The sequence below is a fragment of the Vibrio sp. Vb2131 genome (assembly GCF_033338535.1).
Taxonomy (GTDB): domain Bacteria; phylum Pseudomonadota; class Gammaproteobacteria; order Enterobacterales; family Vibrionaceae; genus Vibrio; species Vibrio alginolyticus.
Genome location: NZ_JAWOSW010000006.1, coordinates 192,310 through 215,023 on the forward strand (window position 1 = coordinate 192,310; position 22,714 = coordinate 215,023).

23 protein-coding genes are annotated in these 22,714 nt (G+C 44.8%); 16 read left to right on the forward strand and 7 right to left on the reverse strand.

Features of this window, described 5'->3' with window-relative positions:
- Positions 1 to 210: 210 nt before the first annotated feature.
- Positions 211 to 1,575, reverse strand: a complete 1,365-nt coding sequence (locus tag R7E38_RS09585) for an endonuclease/exonuclease/phosphatase family protein (RefSeq protein ID WP_226084125.1) — start codon at positions 1,573 to 1,575, stop codon at positions 211 to 213.
- 395 nt (positions 1,576 to 1,970) lie between these two features.
- Between R7E38_RS09585 and R7E38_RS09590 the strand changes: the two genes are divergently transcribed.
- Complete coding sequence (locus tag R7E38_RS09590) at positions 1,971 to 2,285, forward strand: multidrug efflux SMR transporter (protein WP_318081760.1); 315 nt, start codon at positions 1,971 to 1,973, stop codon at positions 2,283 to 2,285.
- A 79-nt stretch (positions 2,286 to 2,364) separates the two neighbouring features.
- Here R7E38_RS09590 and R7E38_RS09595 read toward each other — a convergent pair whose 3' ends face one another.
- On the reverse strand, positions 2,365 to 3,270 hold the full coding sequence (locus tag R7E38_RS09595; RefSeq protein ID WP_033906499.1) for a DMT family transporter: 906 nt from the start codon (positions 3,268 to 3,270) through the stop codon (positions 2,365 to 2,367).
- A 169-nt stretch (positions 3,271 to 3,439) separates the two neighbouring features.
- Here R7E38_RS09595 and R7E38_RS09600 point away from each other — a divergent pair, with 169 nt between their 5' ends.
- From R7E38_RS09600 to R7E38_RS09610, 3 genes are all read left to right on the forward strand, one after another.
- A complete protein-coding gene (locus R7E38_RS09600) occupies positions 3,440 to 3,898 on the forward strand; it encodes an NUDIX hydrolase (RefSeq protein WP_226084127.1) in 459 nt (152 codons plus the stop codon).
- Positions 3,899 to 4,002: 104 nt separating this feature from the next.
- Entirely contained in the window at positions 4,003 to 4,575 is a 573-nt protein-coding gene (locus R7E38_RS09605) for a GNAT family N-acetyltransferase (protein ID WP_031781379.1), read from the forward strand.
- A gap of 125 nt (positions 4,576 to 4,700) precedes the next feature.
- Entirely contained in the window at positions 4,701 to 6,113 is a 1,413-nt protein-coding gene (locus R7E38_RS09610) for a coniferyl aldehyde dehydrogenase (protein ID WP_203345399.1), read from the forward strand.
- A gap of 175 nt (positions 6,114 to 6,288) precedes the next feature.
- Here R7E38_RS09610 and R7E38_RS09615 read toward each other — a convergent pair whose 3' ends face one another.
- Positions 6,289 to 6,768, reverse strand: coding sequence for an aminoacyl-tRNA deacylase (locus R7E38_RS09615; protein ID WP_005376501.1), 480 nt, complete (start codon positions 6,766 to 6,768; stop codon positions 6,289 to 6,291).
- 156 nt (positions 6,769 to 6,924) lie between these two features.
- On the opposite strand from R7E38_RS09615, the gene R7E38_RS09620 reads away from it, so the two are divergent.
- From R7E38_RS09620 to R7E38_RS09635, 4 genes are all read left to right on the forward strand, one after another.
- Positions 6,925 to 8,466, forward strand: a complete 1,542-nt coding sequence (locus R7E38_RS09620; protein ID WP_226084136.1) for a glutamate synthase-related protein — start codon at positions 6,925 to 6,927, stop codon at positions 8,464 to 8,466.
- A 186-nt stretch (positions 8,467 to 8,652) separates the two neighbouring features.
- Positions 8,653 to 10,827, forward strand: a complete 2,175-nt coding sequence (katG, locus tag R7E38_RS09625; protein ID WP_132937214.1) for a catalase/peroxidase HPI — start codon at positions 8,653 to 8,655, stop codon at positions 10,825 to 10,827.
- Positions 10,828 to 11,001: 174 nt separating this feature from the next.
- Positions 11,002 to 11,454, forward strand: coding sequence for an antitoxin Xre/MbcA/ParS toxin-binding domain-containing protein (locus tag R7E38_RS09630; protein ID WP_005376498.1), 453 nt, complete (start codon positions 11,002 to 11,004; stop codon positions 11,452 to 11,454).
- Between the two features lies 1 nt (position 11,455).
- Positions 11,456 to 11,926, forward strand: a complete 471-nt coding sequence (locus tag R7E38_RS09635) for an RES family NAD+ phosphorylase (RefSeq protein ID WP_005376497.1) — start codon at positions 11,456 to 11,458, stop codon at positions 11,924 to 11,926.
- A 79-nt stretch (positions 11,927 to 12,005) separates the two neighbouring features.
- On the opposite strand, the gene R7E38_RS09640 is transcribed toward R7E38_RS09635, so the two are convergent.
- The gene (locus R7E38_RS09640) at positions 12,006 to 13,856 is read right to left on the reverse strand and encodes an acyltransferase family protein (protein WP_226084137.1); all 1,851 of its coding nucleotides are present in this window, start codon (positions 13,854 to 13,856) and stop codon (positions 12,006 to 12,008) included.
- A gap of 241 nt (positions 13,857 to 14,097) precedes the next feature.
- Here R7E38_RS09640 and R7E38_RS09645 point away from each other — a divergent pair, with 241 nt between their 5' ends.
- Positions 14,098 to 14,373 (forward strand): nitrogenase-stabilizing/protective protein NifW, encoded by a 276-nt coding sequence (locus R7E38_RS09645; protein ID WP_017820985.1) that lies wholly within the window; start codon positions 14,098 to 14,100, stop codon positions 14,371 to 14,373.
- 117 nt (positions 14,374 to 14,490) lie between these two features.
- On the opposite strand, the gene R7E38_RS09650 is transcribed toward R7E38_RS09645, so the two are convergent.
- Positions 14,491 to 15,591 (reverse strand): alkene reductase, encoded by a 1,101-nt coding sequence (locus tag R7E38_RS09650; RefSeq protein ID WP_054577842.1) that lies wholly within the window; start codon positions 15,589 to 15,591, stop codon positions 14,491 to 14,493.
- An 11-nt stretch (positions 15,592 to 15,602) separates the two neighbouring features.
- Positions 15,603 to 15,989, reverse strand: a complete 387-nt coding sequence (gene gloA, locus R7E38_RS09655; protein WP_033906507.1) for a lactoylglutathione lyase — start codon at positions 15,987 to 15,989, stop codon at positions 15,603 to 15,605.
- Positions 15,990 to 16,200: 211 nt separating this feature from the next.
- Between gloA and R7E38_RS09660 the strand changes: the two genes are divergently transcribed.
- Positions 16,201 to 16,629 (forward strand): PaaI family thioesterase, encoded by a 429-nt coding sequence (locus tag R7E38_RS09660; protein ID WP_031781242.1) that lies wholly within the window; start codon positions 16,201 to 16,203, stop codon positions 16,627 to 16,629.
- Positions 16,630 to 16,655: 26 nt separating this feature from the next.
- Positions 16,656 to 17,045: a MazG nucleotide pyrophosphohydrolase domain-containing protein gene (locus R7E38_RS09665; protein WP_054574607.1), complete on the forward strand. Its 390-nt coding sequence runs from the start codon at positions 16,656 to 16,658 to the stop codon at positions 17,043 to 17,045.
- A gap of 43 nt (positions 17,046 to 17,088) precedes the next feature.
- On the opposite strand, the gene R7E38_RS09670 is transcribed toward R7E38_RS09665, so the two are convergent.
- Positions 17,089 to 17,964: a universal stress protein gene (locus R7E38_RS09670; protein WP_005376485.1), complete on the reverse strand. Its 876-nt coding sequence runs from the start codon at positions 17,962 to 17,964 to the stop codon at positions 17,089 to 17,091.
- A 215-nt stretch (positions 17,965 to 18,179) separates the two neighbouring features.
- On the opposite strand from R7E38_RS09670, the gene R7E38_RS09675 reads away from it, so the two are divergent.
- The 5 genes from R7E38_RS09675 (at position 18,180) to R7E38_RS09695 (ending at position 22,655) form a co-directional block, all read left to right on the forward strand.
- Positions 18,180 to 19,007: a magnesium transporter MgtE N-terminal domain-containing protein gene (locus R7E38_RS09675; protein WP_226084145.1), complete on the forward strand. Its 828-nt coding sequence runs from the start codon at positions 18,180 to 18,182 to the stop codon at positions 19,005 to 19,007.
- Complete coding sequence (locus R7E38_RS09680) at positions 18,992 to 19,522, forward strand: magnesium transporter (protein WP_226084147.1); 531 nt, start codon at positions 18,992 to 18,994, stop codon at positions 19,520 to 19,522. The genes R7E38_RS09675 and R7E38_RS09680 overlap by 16 nt, the downstream gene beginning before the upstream one ends.
- A gap of 291 nt (positions 19,523 to 19,813) precedes the next feature.
- Positions 19,814 to 20,350, forward strand: coding sequence for an AAA family ATPase (locus R7E38_RS09685; RefSeq protein ID WP_149192057.1), 537 nt, complete (start codon positions 19,814 to 19,816; stop codon positions 20,348 to 20,350).
- Positions 20,351 to 20,463: 113 nt separating this feature from the next.
- Positions 20,464 to 21,909 carry an N-acylglucosamine 2-epimerase gene (locus R7E38_RS09690; protein WP_318081763.1) on the forward strand — a complete coding sequence of 482 codons (1,446 nt, stop codon included), beginning with the start codon at positions 20,464 to 20,466 and terminating at the stop codon, positions 21,907 to 21,909.
- A gap of 296 nt (positions 21,910 to 22,205) precedes the next feature.
- The gene (locus R7E38_RS09695) at positions 22,206 to 22,655 is read left to right on the forward strand and encodes a hypothetical protein (RefSeq protein ID WP_226084149.1); all 450 of its coding nucleotides are present in this window, start codon (positions 22,206 to 22,208) and stop codon (positions 22,653 to 22,655) included.
- Positions 22,656 to 22,714 lie beyond the last annotated feature (59 nt).

The following is a 22,714-nucleotide window of genomic DNA, read 5'->3' on the forward strand; positions in this document are numbered from 1 at the left end:
AACAGTAGCTATTGGTTAAGTTTTAATGAAAGTGATTAAATAACAACCTGTTTTTGTGCACTGAAAAGTTGGCACGCCTCATGCTTTAGTATGAGTGACCCTTTCTAAGCCGAGGATCACCTAGCCAACTGACGTTGTTAGTGAACCATCTTGTTCACAAATATATACAGCCAATCACGACTCCTTGTGGTTGGCTTTTTTTTATGCAGTCTAGAACTGTGCTTTAATCCAGATCATGCGATGGTCGGAAGATACATCCTTACCATCACCATACTTACCGATACGTGCATCGTTAAATAGTTTACGGCCTTCTTCATAAGACGCTGACCAGTACACACCAGAGTCTATTACATTCAAATTTGCTGAAGGCAAGGCATAGTCTACCCCTAAGCCAAACGTTGAAGTGATGCGATTCGGATATGGGTGAGTTGAACTGCGGTCAACAGCGTGTTCAGCTGCACCAAAGCTTGTTGGGTAAAGCTCACCATTCATCACGGTTTGATTAACCAATGGATCGTTGTGCAGCTCTTGCATTACAGAGCTAATACCGTCACCAGCCACTGGATCAAGGTTTTGATCACCCATCATTACGAATTTAGTGCCGTTCGTTAAGCCACCTGTTTTACCCGCATCGTCGTAAAAATAGTCTTTGCCTTGAATGTAATGATGCCAAAACTCCACTTCTGCTGCGTTTTGCGCTTTGTTTTTACCGGTGTCGAATACTGGTGGAGTAGGATGAGACATCAACAAGTGTACAACTTCTTCGCCATTGCGAGTTGGAATGATGATTGGCGCGTCGACGTGATTTTTCGAAGATAGACGCACTTGATCCCATTCTTCCGCTGAGTACCATTCATCACCACACTTCATGCTGTCTGGAATCTTTTGCGAACCGTCACAGATAGTAATGGTTGGAATTTTCGCACCTTCCATATCTTTCCATTTAAATGCTTGGAATGTACGTGTGTTTGCCGTGTCAATTTTATACTTAGACATAAGGGCAAATGCATATTGACCATGGTACATGCCAAAGCCCCATGCATCACCTGGCATTTGACCTGCGGTTCCGTTGTTGTCGAGATCAAACTCACTCAACAACCCTGTATTAGTTGAATAAGATTCAGCATAAGGGTATTTAATAGGCTCAAGGTTTGCTTCACCGCCCGCGCCATTGATGCTTTGCGCGACAGACAGGTAGTTCTTCTGGAATCCTTCAATGGCTGCTTTGTTTTCGCCTGTTCCGTCGTTGTTGTATTCCGCCATCATAAGAACATCAGGACGATTCTTTTGAATGATTGCTGCAACGTTACGAATTTGAATGACTTTTTCCGCAGTGGTTTTGTCTTCGGCTGCGATTGAACCGTCTAAATAAGAGGTGACCAACGCAGTTTGCTGCGTTGGTTCAATTTGCATTTCACCTACCAAAGTTTCGAAGGTAGCGCGGTCAAAAGAGAGGTTGTAAGTCGCTATTTTTACTTCTTTAGGCTGAACATTGACGTATTCAGTGTCGTCATTACATCCAGATAGTAGAGCGGCGCCAACAAGGACAGCGATAGAGGTTTTGATTGCTTTCATGGGTACGTCATACCTTATAATTAATTCGGCTGAATATTAAAGTCATCAGTCATTGTTTTAAGCGATATTAGTCACACAAACGTTTTCATATTTACATGTTCAATTAGTTTTTGTGTGATTTGTGCAATAAATGCAACACTTTCAACACCATAAGGTTATATGTAAATTGTTAAAAAACGGTGTCGTTATTGATGCGAACATAGAGAGCCCGCCACCGTTAAAAAGAAAAGCGTAGAATTTAAGCGTGCATGAGATGTTTGAGTTGTATGCTTATCGCCGTGTTTTATTTTTTATGTTTAAATTTCTGTATATAATAAGCAGTCAATCAGAAGTGAGGACGACCTCACCGCTCTATCTTTTCTCGGGGACGACCCCATCTCGTTGGGAAATGTGACATGGCTTGGGGAATTCTCTTCATTGCGGGCCTGTGTGAAATCGCATGGGCTGTCGGTCTTAAATATTCACAAGGCTTTACCAAATTCGGCGCTTCGGCATTCACTATTGTCTTTATGTTATTGAGCTTTTGGTTGCTTGGCATTGCGTTAAGAACCTTGCCTTTAGGCATTGCTTATGGCGTATGGGTAGGGATTGGCGCAATAGGCACGGCAGTCGTGAGTATTTATCTGTTCAATGAGCCAGCAACACTTATCAAAGCCTTAAGCTTTCTAATGATTGTCGCTGGTATCGCAGGGTTAAAAATATCAGCTTAACGTTAGGCTAAACACAAAACAGCCAGAGTCACTCTGGCTGTTTTTCTAAATGTCGTGTTTACGGTTCTAGGTAGGTATATCAAGCGTTGCGCTTAACAAAAGGTAACCGTAAGTGATGACCAAACGCATTAATTAATGCGCCTGTAACAATCAGACCGCCACCGACGTACGTCCAAATGATCGGAACCTCGCCAAAGAAAATGATGCCTAACAACACAGAAAATACGATCTGGATATACGAATAAGCGGAGGCTTTACCCGCTTGTTGAGTTTGCATCGCTTTGGTTAACCCCAATTGCCCAATTTGGGTAAAGACACCAACTAGAACCAACATGAAAGTCAGATATAGATCGGGCATTACAAAATCGTCGCCAATCAGTAAGAGTGAAGCGGGGAGAGCAACCAACGGGAAATAGAAAATGATCACTGAGCTGTCTTCTGTCTGACTCAGTTTTCTGACAATGACGTAGGCAATTGAGCTACCAAATGCGCCTAAGATCGCAATCATGACGCTAAACATTGGTAAAGCGCTATCTGAGCCTTGCCCAGTTTCTGGGCTTACCATGATATAGATGCCGAGTAAGCACAACGCAATACAAAGGAAAGTTGACGGCTGGATGCGCTCTTTCAAGAAAAATACGGCGAGTAGTGCAGTAAATACCGGATGAATATACTGGAATATCGTCGCTTCTGCCAAAGGTAAGGTGGTCACTGAATAATATACACACATCAGAGCCATCGTGCCCACAGCACCGCGTGCAAATAGTAATGGCTTATTATTGCCCCATACAGAAATTCGTTTTCGCTTTACATCGAAATAACTAATGATAAGTGAAACGAGCGCTCTTGCTGCAACGATTTCAAAAACGGGGATACCGTAGTTGCCGACGTGCTTTACTGTAGCCGACATCAGAGCAAAGCCGAACGCGGAAAGCACCATAAAGCGCACACCGATGGGAATCATAGTGTTGAATGAATTGGACATTTTACTGCTCATTTGTTGCGACAGATCTCACTTTAGCATACTTAGTTAGTGATTAAATCCTCTCAACTCAAACACTTCTGTCGACAAGATGAATAAACAGTAGAATACGTAGCAATTAATCTGCCTCTCTTCAGCGTAACAATAAAAACTCGATATTTAAGGAGCTTACATGATCCCGATAAAAGCAACGCATGTTTCAGGCGTTGTCATTTCAAAAATTGATGGCATAGAAAAAATGCTGTTACTCAAACGCGTAAAAGGTGGCTATTGGTGCCACGTTGCAGGTGGTATCGAAGCGGGTGAAGCCGGGTGGCAAACCATTTTAAGAGAGTTAAAAGAAGAGACACTAATTGACCAAGTTGAGTTACATACAGCAGACTTTCTAGAGCAGTTCTACGAAGCAAAAAATAACCGTATCATGGTTATCCCATGTTTTGTGCTATTTTGTCCGCCTAACCAATCAGTTGTTTTTAACGAAGAGCATACAGAGTATCGCTGGTGTACGCTTGAAGAAGCTAAGCAGCTGGCTCCGTTTGCCAATCAGCATCACCTCTATGAACATGTATGGAAACATTATGTAGATGTGGCATCACTAACGCCATTTACGCTGATCGATCAAAAGGGCTAAATGAGCGGCAACGGCTTTGATTAGTTTTTATAGAGAGGTTTGTTCTCATAAAATGAAGCGTTAGGATTTGCGCTGAGCGTTCACAATAAAAAGGAATAACATCTATGGATGAAGTCACATGCCAAGAGACGTATCAAGGAAATCACTTACAGAAGCGTTTTTCCGTCTCGCAAAGGGTCTCAATTGAGCCCCTCAACACGAAACACGCGTCCGCTTTACTAGAGGTTGTGAACACTCACCGAGAGAGCCTTGAGGGCTATCTACCTTGGACGGATTCTGTCACGAATCATAGAGAGGCCGTTAACTACATTTCCCAGCGAGTGAACAGTAACGCGCTGGATTCCCACTGGTGCGCAATTTATTTTGATGAGCAACTTACGGGTGTTATTGGCATTAAAGGTGTGGATTCACATACACGTGTTACTGAAATTGGCTACTGGCTTGCCAACAATGGGCGAGGCCATCGTGTGATTGATCAAGTACTCGCAGTATTGATCCCTTTCTTGAAGAAGAAAGGGCACGCACAATTCATTCAGTTCCATTGTATGGAAGATAACATCGCTAGCATCAATATTGCTGAGCGTGCAGGCGCCACATTAAAAGAATACGTTGATCATGAGTTCGATATGCTTGACCGCTCTCAACGACTAGGCATTTATGAACTACGTTTGATGTAGTATCCACCCCAGAAATATTTTAATCAGAGTTCGAACTCTAACTTCACGAGCGCTACAATAGTAACATTGTTGCGCTCGTGTTAACTTGGGGCGTCATTGGCAGAAACTAGGCTAGGAGAAGCATCATGAACGCAATCACAGAGGTTGAAGTAGATAACTTGTTACAGCAAAGCCTCGAACGCTTAAAAGCGGCATATGCAGCCGAGCCTTATCCTAGTTTGGATGAACGTAAACAGCGCCTCGTTTTGTTAAAAAAATCGCTGCTTGAGAACAAACAAGCGCTGGTTGAAGCGTTAAGTGACGATTTTGGCTATCGCTCAGAATTTGATACCGCCATGACCGACGTTTTGCCAACGGTCTCGCATATTAATTATACCCTCAAACGACTAAAAAAATGGTGCAAACCCAGCAAGCGCGAATCCGGCTTATTGCTCGCACCTTCTAAAGTCACCGTTCAGTATCAACCGTTAGGTGTCGTCGGGATCATTTCACCGTGGAACTTTCCTGTGATTTTGAGCCTTGCGCCTTTAGTGACAGCATTGGCTGCTGGCAACCGCGTGATGATGAAGCTCAGCGAATTTACGCCAAAAACCAATAAAGTCATCGTCGATATTTGCCGTGGGTTGTCTGAGTATGTCGAAGTTTTTGAGGGTGAAGCAGACGTCGCACAAGCATTCAGCCAACTGCCATTCGATCACCTTTTGTTCACGGGTTCTACGAGTGTTGGCCGCGCAGTAGCAAAAGCGGCAGCGGAAAACCTTACCCCGGTGACGTTAGAGTTGGGTGGAAAGTCCCCGGTGATCATTGCAAAAGATGCAGACATGAAGAAAGCCGTTGATGCTATCTTGTTTGGTAAATGCATTAATGCAGGCCAGATTTGTGTCGCGCCTGACTACGCATTTGTACCGCAAGAACGTGTCGAAGAGTTCATTTCGCTATTCTTAAAACGTTTTGAAAAGCTCTATTTAAAATCCAACAAGAATCAAAAGCTGACCCATATTGTCAACCAACGACAATATGATCGTTTGACTGCGCTACTTGAGGATGCAAAAGCGCAAGGTGCTAACCTTCACACTGTTGAAGCGTCGCCCCAAGAGGAACGACTTCTGTATCCTCATTTGGTCACGGATGTGTCGCCGAATATGCGAATCATGCAAGAGGAGATCTTCGGGCCATTTCTACCTGTTAAGCCCTACAATGCGGTTGATGAAGCGATTGATTACATTAATCAGCGCCAAAGACCACTTGCGCTGTATGTTATGTCGGACGACAAATCGACCATCAAACATATTGTACTCAACACCCACAGTGGTGGCGTCGGCGTTAATGATACGGTTTTACATGTTGGCGCTGAAGATGCGCCTTTTGGTGGCGTTGGTGAATCGGGTATTGGGCATTATCACGGAGAGGAAGGATTCAGAACTTTTAGTCATGCGAAAACCATTCTTCACACACCGAAATGGTTGCCAAGAACGAGCGTATTAATGCGCCGTAGGGCTATGGCGATAAAAGCGATCCAAAAGATCTTTGTTCGATAATAATTATGATTTGATTGATAAAAAACCGCCCGAATAGGCGGTTTTTTGTTTCTATATGCTCTGAAACGCTGGGCACCAAAGTCCGAGAAACTTCCATCGCGTGCTACCAACAAAACAAAGAAAGGCTCTTGTTGAAAGAGCCTTGTTCAGGAAGTGTCGAGAGATCTTGGCAAGTTTAATGCAGAACTTCACTGCTGAATCTTAGATATCTACAGTCGTTCATCAGTTCTTTAAACGCCTTTCGGTCCAGCTTAATCAGAGTTTCATGATCGCCAGCTTCAAGGTAGACATGTTCCAAGTTTGCTAGTCTTTCATCGCAAACTGTCGACATGTGGTAAGGGCTACCAATCGGTGGAATAGCGCCGTGTTCACAATCGGTGAAGAGTCGGTAAACCATACGCTCTTTCACCAAGTGGAAGGTGGCATTAAATTCGTCGTTTAATCTCGACAAACTGATTTTGTTGTTGGCAGGTAAGACCGCCATCATATGACGCCCTTCATGATCCTCTAGGATCACACCTTTTGCGATATTCATTAAAGGCACACCTGCTGCAACACCACTTTGTAGCGAGCTATGACTGTGGCTGTGATTCACGGTTTGAAAGTGAATGTTATGCTCAGTCAAATATTCATCTAATCGGGTTGCAATCGTCATATAGCCTCCACGTGTATGAGACCCATAAAAAGTATAGGTTAGTCGGGCGACAATCGCGCATTTTACTCGGCGACACTGACGCTCTTTACGCTCCTGTTCTACGCTTATTGCAAGCCAGCGAGAAAGCATGGTTAACAATAATAAATAGGGGGCAACATGAGCAAGCCAATCATCGCTGATAACAAGCCGATCAAAGTAGAGTTGAAAGCTGGGCAAGAATATTACTTCTGCCGATGTGGGCGTTCTAAAAATCAACCTTACTGCGATGGGTCTCATTCGGGAACCGGCTTAAAGCCAATGAGCTTTAGTGCGGAAAAAGACGAAGATGCCTATCTCTGCCAATGTAAGCATACCGCCAATGCTCCTTTTTGTGATGGTACACACAAGCGATTTACCGCAGAGCAAGTCGGTAAAGAGGGACCGGAACAAAAGCGAGAGAAAAGAGACAAACCAACGGCGTCTGCTACTCAAGAAGAACCAACCCTCGAGTTTATCCACCAATTAGCGAGAGAGGGACTCTCTAAACTCGGTCATCATGGTCCGATGGCTGCAATGGGGGTTCCTAGGCATTTGCTACCACATTGGGATGCTATACAAATCATGGTGGCGCAAATGGCGACACAACCGTTGTTGGAAGACGTTCCTGTGTCTACCGAGTTGATTGTGGGACCAAACGCGCGTAAGCCGCTCAGACTCGCCATTCCTTTGTTGGTGTCGGACATGAGTTTTGGCGCACTTTCTGAAGAGGCGAAAATTGCACTAGCAAAAGGTGCAGAGTTGGCAGGGACTGGGATTTGCTCTGGTGAGGGTGGCATGTTACCGGAAGAGCAAGCCGCCAATTCACGGTATTTCTATGAGCTTGCTAGTGCTCAATTTGGCTACGACGAATCTAAGCTTCTTAATGTTCAGGCGTTTCACTTCAAAGGCGGGCAAGGAGCAAAAACGGGCACGGGTGGTCATCTGCCTGCAAATAAAAATGTAGGTAAGATCTCTCAGGTGAGAGGCATCCCCGAGGGACAACCAGCGATATCACCACCAACGTTCAAAGATCTTCACACTACTCACGATTTCAGAAAGTTTGCTGACAGAGTTCGTGGCATCACAGGCGGTATTCCAATTGGATTTAAACTCAGTGCCAACCATATTGAGCAAGACATTCAGTTTGCGCTTGATGCTGGGGCTGATTACATCATCTTAGACGGTCGCGGTGGTGGCACGGGTGCGGCGCCAACTATGTTCCGTGATCATATTAGTGTGCCCACCATCCCTGCATTAGCTCGTGCACGTAAGTACTTAGATGAAAAAGGTGTAAGTGACAGCGTCACATTAATCATCACTGGTGGGTTGCGAGTTCCTACGGATTTTGTCAAAGCGTTGGCACTTGGAGCAGACGGAGTAGCGATAGCAAACAGTGCGATGCAATCGATCGGTTGTGTCGCGGCTCGCATCTGCAACACCAATAATTGCCCTGCAGGCATTGCGACACAAAATGCCGATTTGAGGCAGCGTCTCGACGTTGAAAAGTCATCCCAGCAACTGAAAAATTTCTTCGAATCTTCGGTTGAGCTCATGAAAGTCATGGCGAGGGCGTGTGGTCGCCACGCTCTGAATGAATTTAGTCATCATGATTTAGCGACCTGGGATCACAACATGGCGAGGCTGTCTGGGATTAAGTATTCAGGTATGGACTTAAACTGATCTCTATCCATATTTTCTGCATATAGGTACATGTTTGATAACAATTATTTATTCGCTGAAATGTTTGAAATTTTGACTTGGCGTTAACTAAAAAAACAGTGTATGAACTACGCTGTTTGAGGTGGATATTCGATTTATTGAATAACAAAGAGTGGTTACCACAACCACGACACGAAGGAGCATTATATGAGCAAAGCAAACGGCGGTTCGGTAGGTAAATGTCCAGTTATGCATGGTGGGCAAACATCTACAGATAAGTCGGTGATGGATTGGTGGCCGAATGCCTTGAACTTAGACATCCTGCATCAACACGACTCCAAAACCAACCCATTTGGTCAGGACTTTAATTACAAAGAAGAACTGAAAAAGCTAGATGTCGAAGCACTTAAAAAAGATTTAAAAGATTTAATGACTGATAGCCAAGACTGGTGGCCTGCCGACTGGGGACACTACGGTGGTTTAATGATCCGAATGGCATGGCATGCAGCGGGCAGTTATCGTATTGCGGATGGTCGTGGCGGTGCTGCTACAGGCAACCAACGCTTTGCTCCTCTCAACTCTTGGCCAGATAACGCCAACCTCGATAAGGCTCGACGCCTTTTATGGCCAATCAAGAAAAAATATGGCAACAAACTAAGTTGGGCAGACCTGATTGTCCTTGCCGGTAACATGGCGTACGAATCCATGGGTTTTAAGACCTTTGGCTTTGCGTTTGGACGAGAGGACATATGGCACCCAGAAAAAGACACTTACTGGGGTTCTGAGCAAGAATGGTTAGCCACAAGTGACGCTGATAACAGCCGCTACTCTGGTGAGCGAGATTTAGAAAACCCGCTTGCTGCGGTAATGATGGGTCTTATCTATGTGAACCCTGAAGGGGTAGACGGTAACCCAGATCCTCTCAAAACAGCACATGACATGCGAGTGACCTTTGCGCGAATGGCAATGAACGATGAAGAAACCGTCGCGCTCACAGCTGGTGGTCACACGGTGGGTAAGTGTCATGGTAATGGTGATGCCGCAAACCTTGGCCCAGAGCCCGAAGCAGCAGACGTTCATGAGCAAGGTCTTGGCTGGATTAATCACAAAACACGTGGTATTGGCCGTGACGCGGTAACGAGTGGTATTGAAGGTGCTTGGACAACACACCCTACACAATGGGATTACGGATACTTCCACCTACTATTTAAGTATGACTGGGAACTGAAAAAGAGCCCAGCCGGCGCATGGCAATGGGAGCCAATCGACATTGAAGAACAAGACAAGCCTGTCGATGTTGAAGACGGTTCTAAGCGCTACAATCCAATCATGACCGACGCCGATATGGCGCTCAAAATGGACCCTGAATATCGTAAGATTGCAGAAAAGTTCCAAAATGACCCTGCGTACTTTGATGACGTTTTTGCTCGTGCCTGGTTTAAGTTGACACACCGCGATCTAGGACCAAAATCATGTTATTTCGGCCCAGATGTGCCAAGCGAAGATCTTATTTGGCAAGACCCAACGCCCGCAGGTAAGACAGACTACGATGTCGATTTAGTGAAAACAAAAATTGAAGCAAGTGGCCTATCCATTAGTGAGTTAGTCAGTACGGCGTGGGATAGCGCGCGTACTTACCGTGGCTCTGACCGTCGAGGAGGTGCAAATGGCGCGAGAATTCGCTTGGCTCCGCAAAAAGATTGGCAAGGGAACGAACCTGAACGTCTAAGCCGTGTTCTTGCTGTGCTAGAAAAAATAGCAGCAGAAGAGGGCTGTAGTGTTGCAGACGCTATCGTGCTTGCTGGGAACGTAGGTATTGAACTGGCTGCGCGTGCCGCAGGTCATGATGTTTCCGTGCCATTCGCGCCAGGCCGAGGTGATGCCACCCAAGAGATGACGGATGTGGAATCGTTCGAAGTACTTGAGCCTGTTGCTGACGGTTTCCGAAATTGGTTGAAGAAAGACTACGCGGTTAAGCCAGAAGAGCTTTTATTAGATCGTGCTCAGCTTATGGGGCTAACGGCGCCAGAAATGACGGTACTTATCGGTGGTATGCGCGTTCTAGGCAGTAACTACGGCGGTGGAAAAGAGGGCGTATTTACTGAGCGAGTCGGCACTTTGTCGAATGATTTCTTCGTGAACCTTACTGACATGGCATATACGTGGAAACCAGTGAGTGCTAATCAATATGAAATCCGTGATCGTAAAACCGACGCTGTGAAGTGGACGGCTACTCGAGTGGATCTTGTCTTTGGTTCAAACTCGATCCTGCGTTCGTATGCGGAAGTGTATGCGCAAGATGATAATCAGGAAAAATTCATCCATGACTTCATCGCCGCATGGACGAAAGTCATGAACGCGGATCGTTTTGACTTGCAATAAGTGAAACGATGTTCATCGATAGATGCGTAAACAAAGTTGATGAATAAGTAAGAGAGGCGGGCGAAAAGCTCGCCTTTTTCTTTACCTATCTTTTTACTTTGATTGTTACTTTGATTGAAAATTAAGCTCATTTGAACCATAATAACTGGACCATATGAACCACAGGAGCTTGATATGGCAACTGCAGCATTAAAAAGCTTCAAACCGAAACAACCTCATAAAGCCAATTTCTGGTTTATGTTGGGTATTGAAGACGCTGAAACAGGTCGCACTGATGCGGTTCACAAAGGCTTTGAGCCAAAGGTGTATCGCAATATTGTTGAGCGTGTGAAGCTTTCTCAGAGTGAGTTTCAAAACGTCACATTGATACCTGTCAGCACGGTCAAGCGTCGTCTAAAAAACGATGAACGCTTCAATACGCAAGAAAGTGATGCAATCTATCGATTAGCGATGTTATTGAAACTCGCGACAGAACTGTTTGACGACGAAGAGCGCGCGTTAAAATGGATGAGAGAGAATGTGTATGGCTTAGGTGGAAAACGTCCACTTGATATGGTCTCGACCACGGTGGATTTTGAAATCGTAAAAGATTTGATCGGCCGTTTAGAGCACGGGGTATTCTCGTAATATGAAGCTCTATCGTCTCACACAAAAGAAATTTGCTGACACGCCATTCAGCCCCGTTGGCGCAAAGTTATTTGGAGGGCGATGGAACTCAAAAGGAACCGAAGCCCTCTACTTCTCTGAATCGGAATCCCTTTGCTCGTTGGAAGTGTTTGTTCACGTAAACAACGATCCTGCTATCACCAAACTTTACGATTTATATCGTATTGAAATGCCAGAATACCTCATCGCCACCTTAGATGAAGAAGATCTCCCTGTGACGTGGCGAGCAATACCGGCGAGCGAGTCTACGCAGTACATTGGTGATCAGTTTCTCAATGATCCTCATCCAGAGTTTGCCGCGCTGCAAGTGCCTTCAACGATTTCACCTCGTGATAAAAACTACGTGGTGAATCCAAATCATCCCAAAATGAAAGAGATCATCAAGAAAGCCGAAAAGCTCGATTTCGCGTTTGATCCGCGCATTTTCAAATAGACGCCTAGCTTTGTCTTGCTTTAAAGCATTCAGCGCTTACCTGAGATAAACGCTGAAGCATAAAAGTTTATTTCCTTGGTTATTGTCGGTCGTAAGTGAACTGTTGCGCTTCATTTGTAGTGTTGAGGTAATGCCCAAGCACCAACTCAGCACCTTTGTAAGATAAATGGCTGTCATCCGTATACATCGCATTGTTTGCTCCAACTCTCATTCGACATACGCCATTTCTGCAAATGGCATCGGTCAAGTCGACAAACTCAACGTGCTCAAATTGCTCAAAGTAGCTCACTAACTTCGCCACGTTTTGAGGGTGATGTTGTTTGGGAGAAAAGTCGCAGGCAGACTCTTCTGTCTCGCCAAACAAACGCGCTTTCCAAAGGCATTCTCCTACCGCAAACGGTGCAGAAGGGGTTGGACCGAAAACGACCACTTCCTTTCCTTTCAGTTCATTCAATAATTTGGTTAATGATGCTTCATAATCGGCTTGTGAAAGCTCTTTATTGAAATTAGAAGAGATAACAACGCGACGAATGGAAGGGGTACTTAGAATTGTATCGACAGCCTCATTGAAGAACTGTCGGCAAGAAATTGAGCCAGCAGCTTCTAGGATGTCGACATAACCGACCGCACAGGAATCTTGAGTAAGTTGCACCACGCCAGTTGGTGTTACTTCGGATAGACGCTTCACGTAAACCATGCTGTGACTATTGCCTAACACAGCGATGGCGGGCTGCGGCGCAGACGAGCACACATCGTTAACGTTGGTGTTGCCGTTGCAATCTAAACCATAACCGTTGTTAACGCGCATGGCCTCGAAAAATGCGCTTCTTTCTGGAAAACCACCGTTTTGATGACCGATAACGCCGAGCGTTAGCAAGGGCAACGTCAACAACACAATAACCGCGGACACAGTGCGCATGCTCATGGCTTTTCGGCTACGGAACGGCTTTTCAATAAAGCGCCAAGTGAAGTAAGAAAGTACAAAAAGAGTGACAACGTAAAGTGGGATATTGATGTCTTGTGTTGTGTCCAACACGTAGCGGTAAAAGACAAATAATGGAATGTGCCACAAGTATAAGCTGTAGCTGATTAAGCCGACGAACACGACCCACTTTAGGCTCAGTAATCTACCGCAGACATTGTCTTTAGAGGCAAACAAAATCACCAACGCGCTACCGATGACCGGCACCAGCAGCGTAATGCCCGCGCCATCTTGCGATTTTTCAAACAAAAGCGAGGAAGCCAATATCAAAACGATACCAATGGTTGCTAGAGTATCGTTAGATTGAACTTGGACTTTTCTCATCACTAATGCGAGTAATGAACCGGTTGCCAGCTCCCAAGCGCGAGAGAAGATCATGTAAAAAGCGAAATCAGGATCGTTGCTCGCGTAGACAATAGTCATCAAACTCAGCACAAATACCGTGATAAAAAAAGTCAGGTAAAACGCGTTTTTGCCACGAGCGAGTAGCATGAGTAGCAAAGGAATGACAATGTAGTATTGTTCTTCAACGCCCAAGCTCCATGTGTGGAACAGCGGGTTGGCTTGATCTTCTAAACCGAAGTAATTGTGGCCTTTCAAATACAGAAGAATGTTGGATGAAGAGAGAATGGAAGACACTGCAAATTGACCAACGTCTTTGTGTGCTTGCGGCAAAAATAGCCACCAAGACATCAAATAGCTGACGGCGATCACCACCAGTAAGAGGGGGAGTATGCGACGAATGCGTCGCTCATAAAAATCACCAAGGCTGAACTTCTGGTTTTCTAAGTCGTTAATCACGATGGTGGTGATCAAATAGCCGCTGATCACAAAAAACACGTCGACGCCAATAAAGCCACCAGCGAATTGCTCAACTCCTGCATGAAACAAAATCACCAACGTGACAGCAATCGCCCTTAATCCGTCTACTTCTGCTCTGTAAGTCATATCGTGTTGCTCCAACATTCCGTTTAATGAAGTAGAGCAAAATATGAACCAGAAATAATGTTTATTTAAATCAGTGCCTTAAAGTGATTGTCAAAATGAAAATGCTAGGTGGGTTAACGAATTCCCAAATTGAATTTCAATATGGAAACCCCATAAAGAATGATCTTAAGAAGCGCTAAATCAAAGAACGTAAAGCGCGAGGCACTTAGACTTCATTGAAAATGATTACGCTAAAGAAACGATGACAGAGAATACGATTCAGGAAAAAATTGCCAGCTTTACTTGTATCGAAGAGGCTTTGAATTACTTCGACATCGAGTTTGATAGCCGATTTATCGAAAACAATCGAACCGAGTTGGTTAAGAGGTTTCACGGCTACTTAATCCTCACTAAACCGGATGATTGGTTTTCAGGTCGTCGTGCTTTAAAGAATGCTTACTGTAAAGTACAACGCAGTTTGCTCAGTAAAACGACGCGCTCTGCGTGTCGAGGTTGTACATCTTGTCAAAGACGTTAATTCTGGTGGCTTGCCTAAAAAGAACCCTGCATCTTGGTGTCACAGGGGGAAGAGCAAGGTTCTTTTGGTTTCGCTATTGGTTTGTCGCGAGTTACGAATCAGCTTTACGTAGATGAATTAACCCGCGTAATACGCAGGGTAGTCCACCAAGCCTTTTTCACCGCCGCCGAACAATGTGGCAGGGTCATGTTCTGCCAGCGGATAGCCATGCTTGATGCGGCTTGGTAAGTCTGGGTTTGCAACAAACGGACGGCCAAAGCCAATCATGTCGGCTAAACCACTTTCAATCGCGTGTTGCGCCTTTTCTGCGTTGTAACGACCGGCATAGATCAGTGTGCCTTTATACGCCTCACGAACTGCGGTTTTAAAGTCGTGCGGAGTGTCTGGCGCGTCGTCCCAATCCACTTCTGCAATGTGAATGTAAACCACATTGAGTTTATCAAGCAGCGCTGCAGCGGCGGTGTAGGTTTCGACTGGCGTACTATCAACGGTGCCATTTAACGAAGTGAATGGTGCAAGACGAACACCAACACGCTCTGCGCCAATAGCTTGCGTCATCGCCTCTACCACTTCACTAAGAAAACGCAGACGGTTTTCAATGGAGCCACCGTATTCATCGGTGCGGTTATTCGCTTCAGAATCGATAAACTGGTTAACCAAGTAGCCATTCGCTGCATGAAGCTCGATACCATCGAATCCGGCTTCTATCGCGTTTAGTGCGGCTTGGCGGTACTCTTCAATAACGTTCTTGATGTCTTGTTTGGTCATTTCACGTGGCTCAACCACGTCGACAAAACCCGGTTCGTCTGTGCCGTTATCGACAAATACTTTCACGTTTTCTGCTTTTAGCGCAGAAGAAGAAATAGGTTGCTCACCGCCAATGTTATCAGGGTGAGTCACACGTCCAACGTGCCACAATTGCGCGAAGATAACGCCGCCTTTCTCGTGCACCGCATTAGTTACCTTTTTCCAACCAGCAATTTGCTCTGGGCTGTAAATGCCTGGTGTCCATGCATAGCCTTGACCCATTGGCGAAATTTGTGTGCCTTCAGCAACGATTAGGCCCGCTTCAGCACGTTGAGCATAGTATGTCGCCATCATGTAGTTAGCGATATTACCTGGTTGAGAAGCACGAGAGCGCGTCATCGGAGGCATAACGATACGGTTTTTTAATGAGAGAGAGCCAAGTTGAATGGGTTGAAATAATGCGTCTGTCATAGGAAACCTCGTTATTTGTGAGTTTGGATGAGTTCGATTTGGTAACCATCGGGATCTTTAATGAACGCGATGTGAGTTTCTCCGCCTTTCATTGGACCTGGCTCGCGAGTAACGTTGCCACCAAGCGCTTTAATTTTTTCGCAAGCGGCGTAAATATCTTCAGACCCCAGTGCCATGTGTCCGAATGCGTTACCCAAGTCGTAACTGTCGGTATCCCAGTTATAAGTTAGCTCGATGGTCGCGCCATCTGGTTGATCAGGGTTACCAACAAACACCAGTGAGTAACGGTATTCTTGGTTTTCAAAACGATCCAAAACACTCATTCCCAGAACTTTTGTATAAAATTCGATAGATTTGTCTAGGTCAGCTACACGGATCATCGTGTGGAGAAGCTTCATAAGTCGCCTTTTCATAACGTTGCGTAATCACTATGCAAACCATATCGCCACTCTAAATAAACTGGAAATTATCGTTAATTATTAAAATGATTATTTAGTGTTATGAAAAGCGAGGTTGCTGGCCCTGCAACATGCAAACAAAGATTACTCGCCGTTTCTTTTTAATTGTTGGCATATGCTAATTACTCTTTTGAGAAACCGAGTAACTATCATGTCCACAAACAGCTACTGTCATTACACTCACGAGTCTCATCATCAATGTGCGGTTTGTTCTTCAATTAATGTGAATCCGAACTCTTTGGCCGTGAACTACCAATACCTAGCCGATGGTTCTGTTGTCGGAGAGTTTCACGTTTTACCGCGTCATCAAGGTTACACAGACCTGTTGCATGGTGGTATTGCCAGTTCGCTTCTCGATGGTGCAATGACGCATTGTTTGTTATCTAGAGACATTCAAGCCCTTACGGCGCAGTTGGATGTGCGCTACCATGCACCTATTCAGTTAGATGATCGAGTCACGATTACTGCACACTGTGAAGGTGAACGACGCGGTATATATCAACTGGTGGCTCAATTGCGGGTCGAAAGCGAAGTTAGAGTGACGGCTAAAGGGAAGTTTATTCGTCCTAAAAAGGCATAAATAAAAACGTGTTCTACGGAGAGGCAATGAAGAAATTTGATGAGCTGTATGCAATTGCGACGAGAAAATCTCAATATGACCAAACCAATACTTGGTTTAAAGGCGTAGAGACTTATCTGGAGGCCATTGGCAAAGAAGTTGATGAAGTCCGCGAAGAGATTCGTGAGGATCGCCTTTGTCATTTGGAAGACGAGTTAGGCGATGTGTTGTGGAACTACCTTAACGTATTAAAAGCGTTGGAAAGAGAAAAGGGGATAGATCCTGAGAAAGTACTCGAAAGAGCCTGCAACAAATACGATCAGCGTGTATCTGCGATTGAGTCGGGACGCAGTTGGGATGAGATAAAACAGCAGCAGAAACAAGCCTTGAACGCAGAGCATGAAGTCGCGCAGTTAGAAGATGTAAAGAGCCAATAACTGCGCTTGGTATTGAAAGGATAGATTAATAGGGAATACCTAGTCAGCCCTTGGAGCTGTTGACCAACAGTAGGTCACAAGGTGGTTGGTCAAGTAACGTGTCTACAGTGCTGCCAGACCAAAATTGGGATGACATGCTTCGTTTACATGCACCCATAATCAAAATCGCTGCTTGTGATTGCTTAACTGCTTTTGGTAACGCCGTTTCAGGGTTTCCTTCCGGTAATAGTAATGGAACTCGCGTTAACTTTTGCGCAGTAATAAAATCTGTAATGCCTGCTTTTTGATTGCTTAATATCTCTGCACGATAGCGAGAGAGGTATGGCGCGACGTATCGGCAGTAAACGAGCGTCATTTTCCCGCTTAAGGTTTGTTCTAATTTTGAGCCTCGCGAGACGATGGCTTTATCTACTATCGACTTTTCATCCCCTCGATGAAGTGGGTCGATTGCACAAAGCATGTTGGCGTGAGAAGGCCATGAACGCTCACTCAGTAGCAACAAGTCGCAATCTTGTTGTGCCAGTTCTGTGAGCATCGTTTGAATCTCGTGTTTGTTAAAGTGTCCCACGAGCAGTAAGTCAGTGTGGTCAACAAGTCGTTTCGCAACTTGCTCAACCCAATGGCTCCCTTTGAAATGCTCGTAAGAGAGCGTTGGTGTTTCAAGCTCTTCTTCTTCACAAAGTTCGACAATTAATGCGTTGAACTTTAAGGTCCAAGCTTCAAACTCAGCTTGTCTTTTTTCTATATGGTCAGAGTTGAAACTGAGAAAATGAGCGAATGCGTGATCTTCACTTCGGCGATGGTCTTCCACTAAAACTACAATAGGCTGAGCCAGCGCTGTCGAAAATTGAATCACTTTACGAAGCACCTTACGACTTGGTAAGGCGGCCTGCTGAGTCAGAAAAAATACAGGTGCCATTGATTACTCCATTATCAAACAAGGCGAATGAGCCTGACACACATTCAAGTCTATACCATGAACTGATGCAGAGGCGTTTTGTTTCTGCGAGCGAAATATAAATTCCGCAATTAAGTCAACTATCGCCTAGAATTTTAACATCAAGAATTCATGCCTTCGGATAGCACATATCGTCAATGCGGCGAATGTGGTAGTGAAAGCTATAGGTAAAAGTAATGATAGATTCCAACCAATTGCAAATTAACCGCAAAGTGCCACATTTGCTTGCTGAGATCATTAAAGCGATAGAATCGACCGAAGACTTGAGCTTTTTGAAAGACTATCAAGAAGCACAGATTGCGAACATTTTGGAATCGGTCAACATTGCTTACCGTAAGCGTGTCATAGAAGCAGTGCCGCCTGAGAAGTATTGGACGGTATTAAATTTGCTCCGATACGACACCGCCAAGCACATTCATCAATCACTCAATAAAGACTTACAACATGAACGCTTGGCGTACATAACGGATTCAGAACTGATCATCTTTGCGGACTTTCTACCGACCGAATTTGTAGATGAATACCTTATTGATCAAAGTGAAGAGTCTGTCGCGCATATCCAACAAGCATTGTCGTATGAAGACAACAAAGTTGGACGTTATGCCGAGCCTCACTTTCTGGTCGCAAACCCTAAAAACAGCGTAGGAGGCATCAAAACCGAGCTGCTAAAACGTGGGCAAAGTCCAGTGCGGTTGATTATTGTGCGTGATGCAAGTGGTGTGATTGGTACGATAGAGCCGCAAACCCTGTTGCTGCACGAAAATCATATCAAACTTACCGACTTGACCGTAGTTACGCCAATTCTAGAAGATATTCAAACGATTCAAAGCGTCAGCAAACAAGTCTCGATTGATGGTGGAGCACATTGGTTTCCTATCATGGCTGGTGGCAAAATTATGGGCGTCTTGTCGATGGCGACCATCGCGATTACGTTGCGCGAACTCAGCCTACAAGCTGTAGTGGCAGAAACGTACGAAGCGAAGAAGATTTGTTCACACCATTAAGCGTGGCGACAAGGCTAAGAGCACTTTGGTTGGTGATTAACTTGCTGACCGCTTTCGTAGCCTCCGCCATCATTGGGCTTTTTGATAATGTGGTCGAGCAAGTCGTTGCGCTTGCTATCTTAATGCCCGTTGTGGCGAGTATGGGCGGCATCGCAGGTAGCCAAACCTTAGCGGTGGCCATTCGGGGTATCGCATTGAACCACTTGCACCAAAGTAACTTGAAGCTATTGGTGAATAAGGAATTAAAAATCGCCACCATTAATGGCTTGATCATGGGATTAGTCATCGCGGGTGTCGTCTACATGGTGTTTGACTCTTGGCCATTGGCGCTTATTATCTGTTGTGCCATTTTCCTCAATAGTTTGGCGGCCGCGGCATCGGGTACGTTGATACCATTCACGTTGAAGAAGTTTAACATTGATCCCGCCGTGGCTGGCTCGGTAGTATTGACGACCGTTACCGATGTCGTCGGTTTCTTTGCGTTCTTAGGCTTAGGTGCCATTTTCTTGATATAGATATCCAATTGACGCGTTAACCAGCAGAACCAATCGCACCATTTCCCAACCCAGTATTTTGGGCGAGCTTGCTTCGCTCAGCATTCCTCCGTTTTCCATAACCGATGAACACGTCGTTTCGGTTCTTACTTTGTAAATCTCTTCACTGCTCAGTTCTATTCCCCAAATTTCCCACTACCGATCCTCGCTTAACGTTAGCGTGCCAAATTCCAATTTCAAACGCCAGATGATGCCCATTTTCTTGACTGTACACGCATTACTTCACTCAAACAAAAAAATAAGGAAAAGATTTTGAACAAACTCATTGTATTCACTGGTGGTCCCGGTGCAGGAAAAACCTCGGTTATCGAACAACTAAAAACACAAGGCTTTATCTGCGCGCCAGAAACCGGCCGTCAAGTAATACAAACGCAGGTTGCCAATCACGGTTCAGCATTACCTTGGAATGACAAACAAGCTTTTCGAGACGAAATGATGAAGGCAGAAGTGAGCAATTACCGAGCTTTCAATGCCCACCAAGGGGACGTGTTTTTTGATCGCAGTATTGTGGACGTATATGGCTACAGTAAGTTGGAACAACTTCCAATCTCGCATGAGCTCATCACGCATTGCCAGATGCTTCGTTATCATTCTCAAGTATTCATTTTTCCACCTTGGGCATCGATATTCAGCAACGACGAAGAGCGAAAGCAAGATTTTTCTGAAGCGGTGGCTACGTATCAACAGATGGCCAGCGCTTATCACAAATTTGGTTATCAATTGATCGAAGTGCCCAAAATGTCAGTCGAAGACAGAGTAGCGTTTATTCGCGGCTCAATCATCGAATAAGGCTGAAAGATGATTGATGCAAACAAATGCGTAAGGCGATTGTGACCACGACGACAATATGCGTAAAGGGAGTTATTTATACTGGATAAAGTTCAATAACTTAATTGAGTGTTATGTCTTTTAAATATCTTACCTTATTGCTCGCAACGACGAGCATGAGCAGCTTTGCTGATGTAGGCCTGCCTTCGGGGGATGATTGGTTAAACCATGTGACGAATGGCCTAGCCCCATATTGGATGATGGAAAGCGCGCATGGACAACCTGCGGGGAATTTTCCGACTTTTCGTTGTGATAACGGTGTCATTCTCGACCCACAAAAGCCGTGTGAAGAATTAAACAAAGGGTGGATTAGCCTGCACTTCGATCGCGAATACACCCGCATGAAATCGCGCCAAACTTACGCTTATGGCGTACTTTTTCATCTTACGGGTGACAAGCAAGCATTAGAGCTGGCAAAGAAAGGGGCTTATTACCTGATTGATCATCTACAAGATGAGAAAAACGGCGGCTTCGTGAGCTTTACGCGTAGTGGAAAACCGGGGATGGAGTGGCAACAGCGAACTTCTCAAGACCAAGCTTACGCCTTGGTGGGGTTGGCGATGTACTACTACTTAACGCAAGATCCAAAGGTTGAACAAGCACTTATCGACCAGCAAGCGTTTATATTTAAACAATACCGACGAAGCGATGATCGCGGTCTGGCGTGGGTTTTGAAAGATGGTGATGGGGAAAGTGAGAAGCAGCAAGAGTTAGTCGCTCAACTTGACCAAATTAATGGCTACCTGTTGTTAACGGCGCCACTTTTACCAGAACCAGCGCAAGCCAAGTGGAAGCAAGATCTGCAATGGCTGATGCAAGTGATGCTAGATAACTACCATTCCGTCAAAGAGCAGCGTTTTTATGGCGCGATACACCACAAAGCGGTAATGATGCCAGATGCGAAACACAATGATTTTGGACACACCATCAAAGCGTATTGGATGACGTATCTCACTGGTCAGTTGTTGGAGAATTCCAATTGGACAGAGTTTGGTTTCAAAGGAATGAAACACACGCTTAAACAAGCGCAATACCAGCAAAACTTTGAGCAAGTCAAAGCGCTTTTCTCACCAGAATGGCAGAGTAAATGGACGCAAGAGAGCATTCCTGCTTGGCAATCAAGACCATACAAGCACTATAGCTCGTCTTGGGAATGGGCAGAGCTCGATCAAGCGGCAATGACAGTTTCCCTTGTTGATGGTTCGATGAAAGAAACGCTTCAATACACGTTACCCACTTTTATGGATGCATGGGTGGATCATCAATATGGAGGCGTCGGTCTAAGCCCTAAATCAACCAAAGCGTTCCATTGGGGAAATGGTTACCACCAGTTTGAACATGCGTTGGTCGGGTATTTGTACGCGCAACAAATGGCAAAACAGCCTGCCAAGCTTTACTACGCGCGACCAGCAGAGAATAAAATGCCACTTAATCCATATTACTTTAGCGCAGACGTAAAATCGTTGTCGTCACAAAGTGATGGAGTCACCACCGCGACATTCACCAATATTCGACCTTAGGTTGGTCGATGGTGATGTGTTAATTAAAGTCCGCGTAAAAGCCAAAGCAAAATTGTAGCAGTAATATCAATAAAGGCTAACCAACTGGTTAGCCTTTATTTTTAATAATCTTACATGTAATGGTGACAACACATATAGTTAACGAATGTTTATTTGTAATGACCGCTGAGTGTTTCTAACAAATATCTAACTATAAATTAACTTTCATTGATTAGGGTATATCTCACAACTAGGACAACTTAGAGCTTGGAACTTTATGCAATCCTGTTCATAATAATGGTTTTGAGAGAATCATTATGTACATTTCTATACTAACGCACGAGAGAGATACGCCGTCATCAATCAACTACATTAATTACATGTATCCAGCTGACAAACTATTTAGCTCTTGTGTCGAACTAAGAAGCAAATTAGATAATGAGAAAATTCCCGTTAATACCATAAAAGATACTTCTCTTGCGGGACCATTACGTAAGCTTCCAAATGATATTACAGGTGAGAAAAGGTTACAAAAGCTTAAGGAACAGATAGATCGCAACATGGCGGTTAAGTCTGGTATGTTAACCGATCGAATGCACTGGAAAAACAAAGCTGTTATTCCTTCACGTAAATTTTCGTCTCTAGCTCCAATACAGTCGTCAACTCTAGCTTCTACTGCAATGAAAGCAAATAGTGGAAGGGCCATGGCCTTAGGGATGGTATTACAGAAAGGCAGAGCTATGCTTCTCTTTTATTTTCAGCCCTAAACCACCTACTTCAGTAGGTGGTTATCATCCGTTTCGGCTTTGCCTGTAAAACTACTCAT

What these genes read in the sequence shown, in the direction of transcription:
- R7E38_RS09585 (WP_226084125.1), bottom strand. Translation starts at nt 1,575, where the DNA reads ATGAAAGCAATCAAAACCTCTATCGCTGTCCTTGTTGGCGCCGCTCTA.
- R7E38_RS09590 (WP_318081760.1), top strand. Translation starts at nt 1,971, where the DNA reads ATGGCTTGGGGAATTCTCTTCATTGCGGGCCTGTGTGAAATCGCATGG.
- R7E38_RS09595 (WP_033906499.1), bottom strand. Translation starts at nt 3,270, where the DNA reads ATGTCCAATTCATTCAACACTATGATTCCCATCGGTGTGCGCTTTATG.
- R7E38_RS09600 (WP_226084127.1), top strand. Translation starts at nt 3,440, where the DNA reads ATGATCCCGATAAAAGCAACGCATGTTTCAGGCGTTGTCATTTCAAAA.
- R7E38_RS09605 (WP_031781379.1), top strand. Translation starts at nt 4,003, where the DNA reads ATGGATGAAGTCACATGCCAAGAGACGTATCAAGGAAATCACTTACAG.
- R7E38_RS09610 (WP_203345399.1), top strand. Translation starts at nt 4,701, where the DNA reads ATGAACGCAATCACAGAGGTTGAAGTAGATAACTTGTTACAGCAAAGC.
- R7E38_RS09615 (WP_005376501.1), bottom strand. Translation starts at nt 6,768, where the DNA reads ATGACGATTGCAACCCGATTAGATGAATATTTGACTGAGCATAACATT.
- R7E38_RS09620 (WP_226084136.1), top strand. Translation starts at nt 6,925, where the DNA reads ATGAGCAAGCCAATCATCGCTGATAACAAGCCGATCAAAGTAGAGTTG.
- katG (WP_132937214.1), top strand. Translation starts at nt 8,653, where the DNA reads ATGAGCAAAGCAAACGGCGGTTCGGTAGGTAAATGTCCAGTTATGCAT.
- R7E38_RS09630 (WP_005376498.1), top strand. Translation starts at nt 11,002, where the DNA reads ATGGCAACTGCAGCATTAAAAAGCTTCAAACCGAAACAACCTCATAAA.
- R7E38_RS09635 (WP_005376497.1), top strand. Translation starts at nt 11,456, where the DNA reads ATGAAGCTCTATCGTCTCACACAAAAGAAATTTGCTGACACGCCATTC.
- R7E38_RS09640 (WP_226084137.1), bottom strand. Translation starts at nt 13,856, where the DNA reads ATGACTTACAGAGCAGAAGTAGACGGATTAAGGGCGATTGCTGTCACG.
- R7E38_RS09645 (WP_017820985.1), top strand. Translation starts at nt 14,098, where the DNA reads ATGACAGAGAATACGATTCAGGAAAAAATTGCCAGCTTTACTTGTATC.
- R7E38_RS09650 (WP_054577842.1), bottom strand. Translation starts at nt 15,591, where the DNA reads ATGACAGACGCATTATTTCAACCCATTCAACTTGGCTCTCTCTCATTA.
- gloA (WP_033906507.1), bottom strand. Translation starts at nt 15,989, where the DNA reads ATGAAGCTTCTCCACACGATGATCCGTGTAGCTGACCTAGACAAATCT.
- R7E38_RS09660 (WP_031781242.1), top strand. Translation starts at nt 16,201, where the DNA reads ATGTCCACAAACAGCTACTGTCATTACACTCACGAGTCTCATCATCAA.
- R7E38_RS09665 (WP_054574607.1), top strand. Translation starts at nt 16,656, where the DNA reads ATGAAGAAATTTGATGAGCTGTATGCAATTGCGACGAGAAAATCTCAA.
- R7E38_RS09670 (WP_005376485.1), bottom strand. Translation starts at nt 17,964, where the DNA reads ATGGCACCTGTATTTTTTCTGACTCAGCAGGCCGCCTTACCAAGTCGT.
- R7E38_RS09675 (WP_226084145.1), top strand. Translation starts at nt 18,180, where the DNA reads ATGATAGATTCCAACCAATTGCAAATTAACCGCAAAGTGCCACATTTG.
- R7E38_RS09690 (WP_318081763.1), top strand. Translation starts at nt 20,464, where the DNA reads ATGTCTTTTAAATATCTTACCTTATTGCTCGCAACGACGAGCATGAGC.
- R7E38_RS09695 (WP_226084149.1), top strand. Translation starts at nt 22,206, where the DNA reads ATGTACATTTCTATACTAACGCACGAGAGAGATACGCCGTCATCAATC.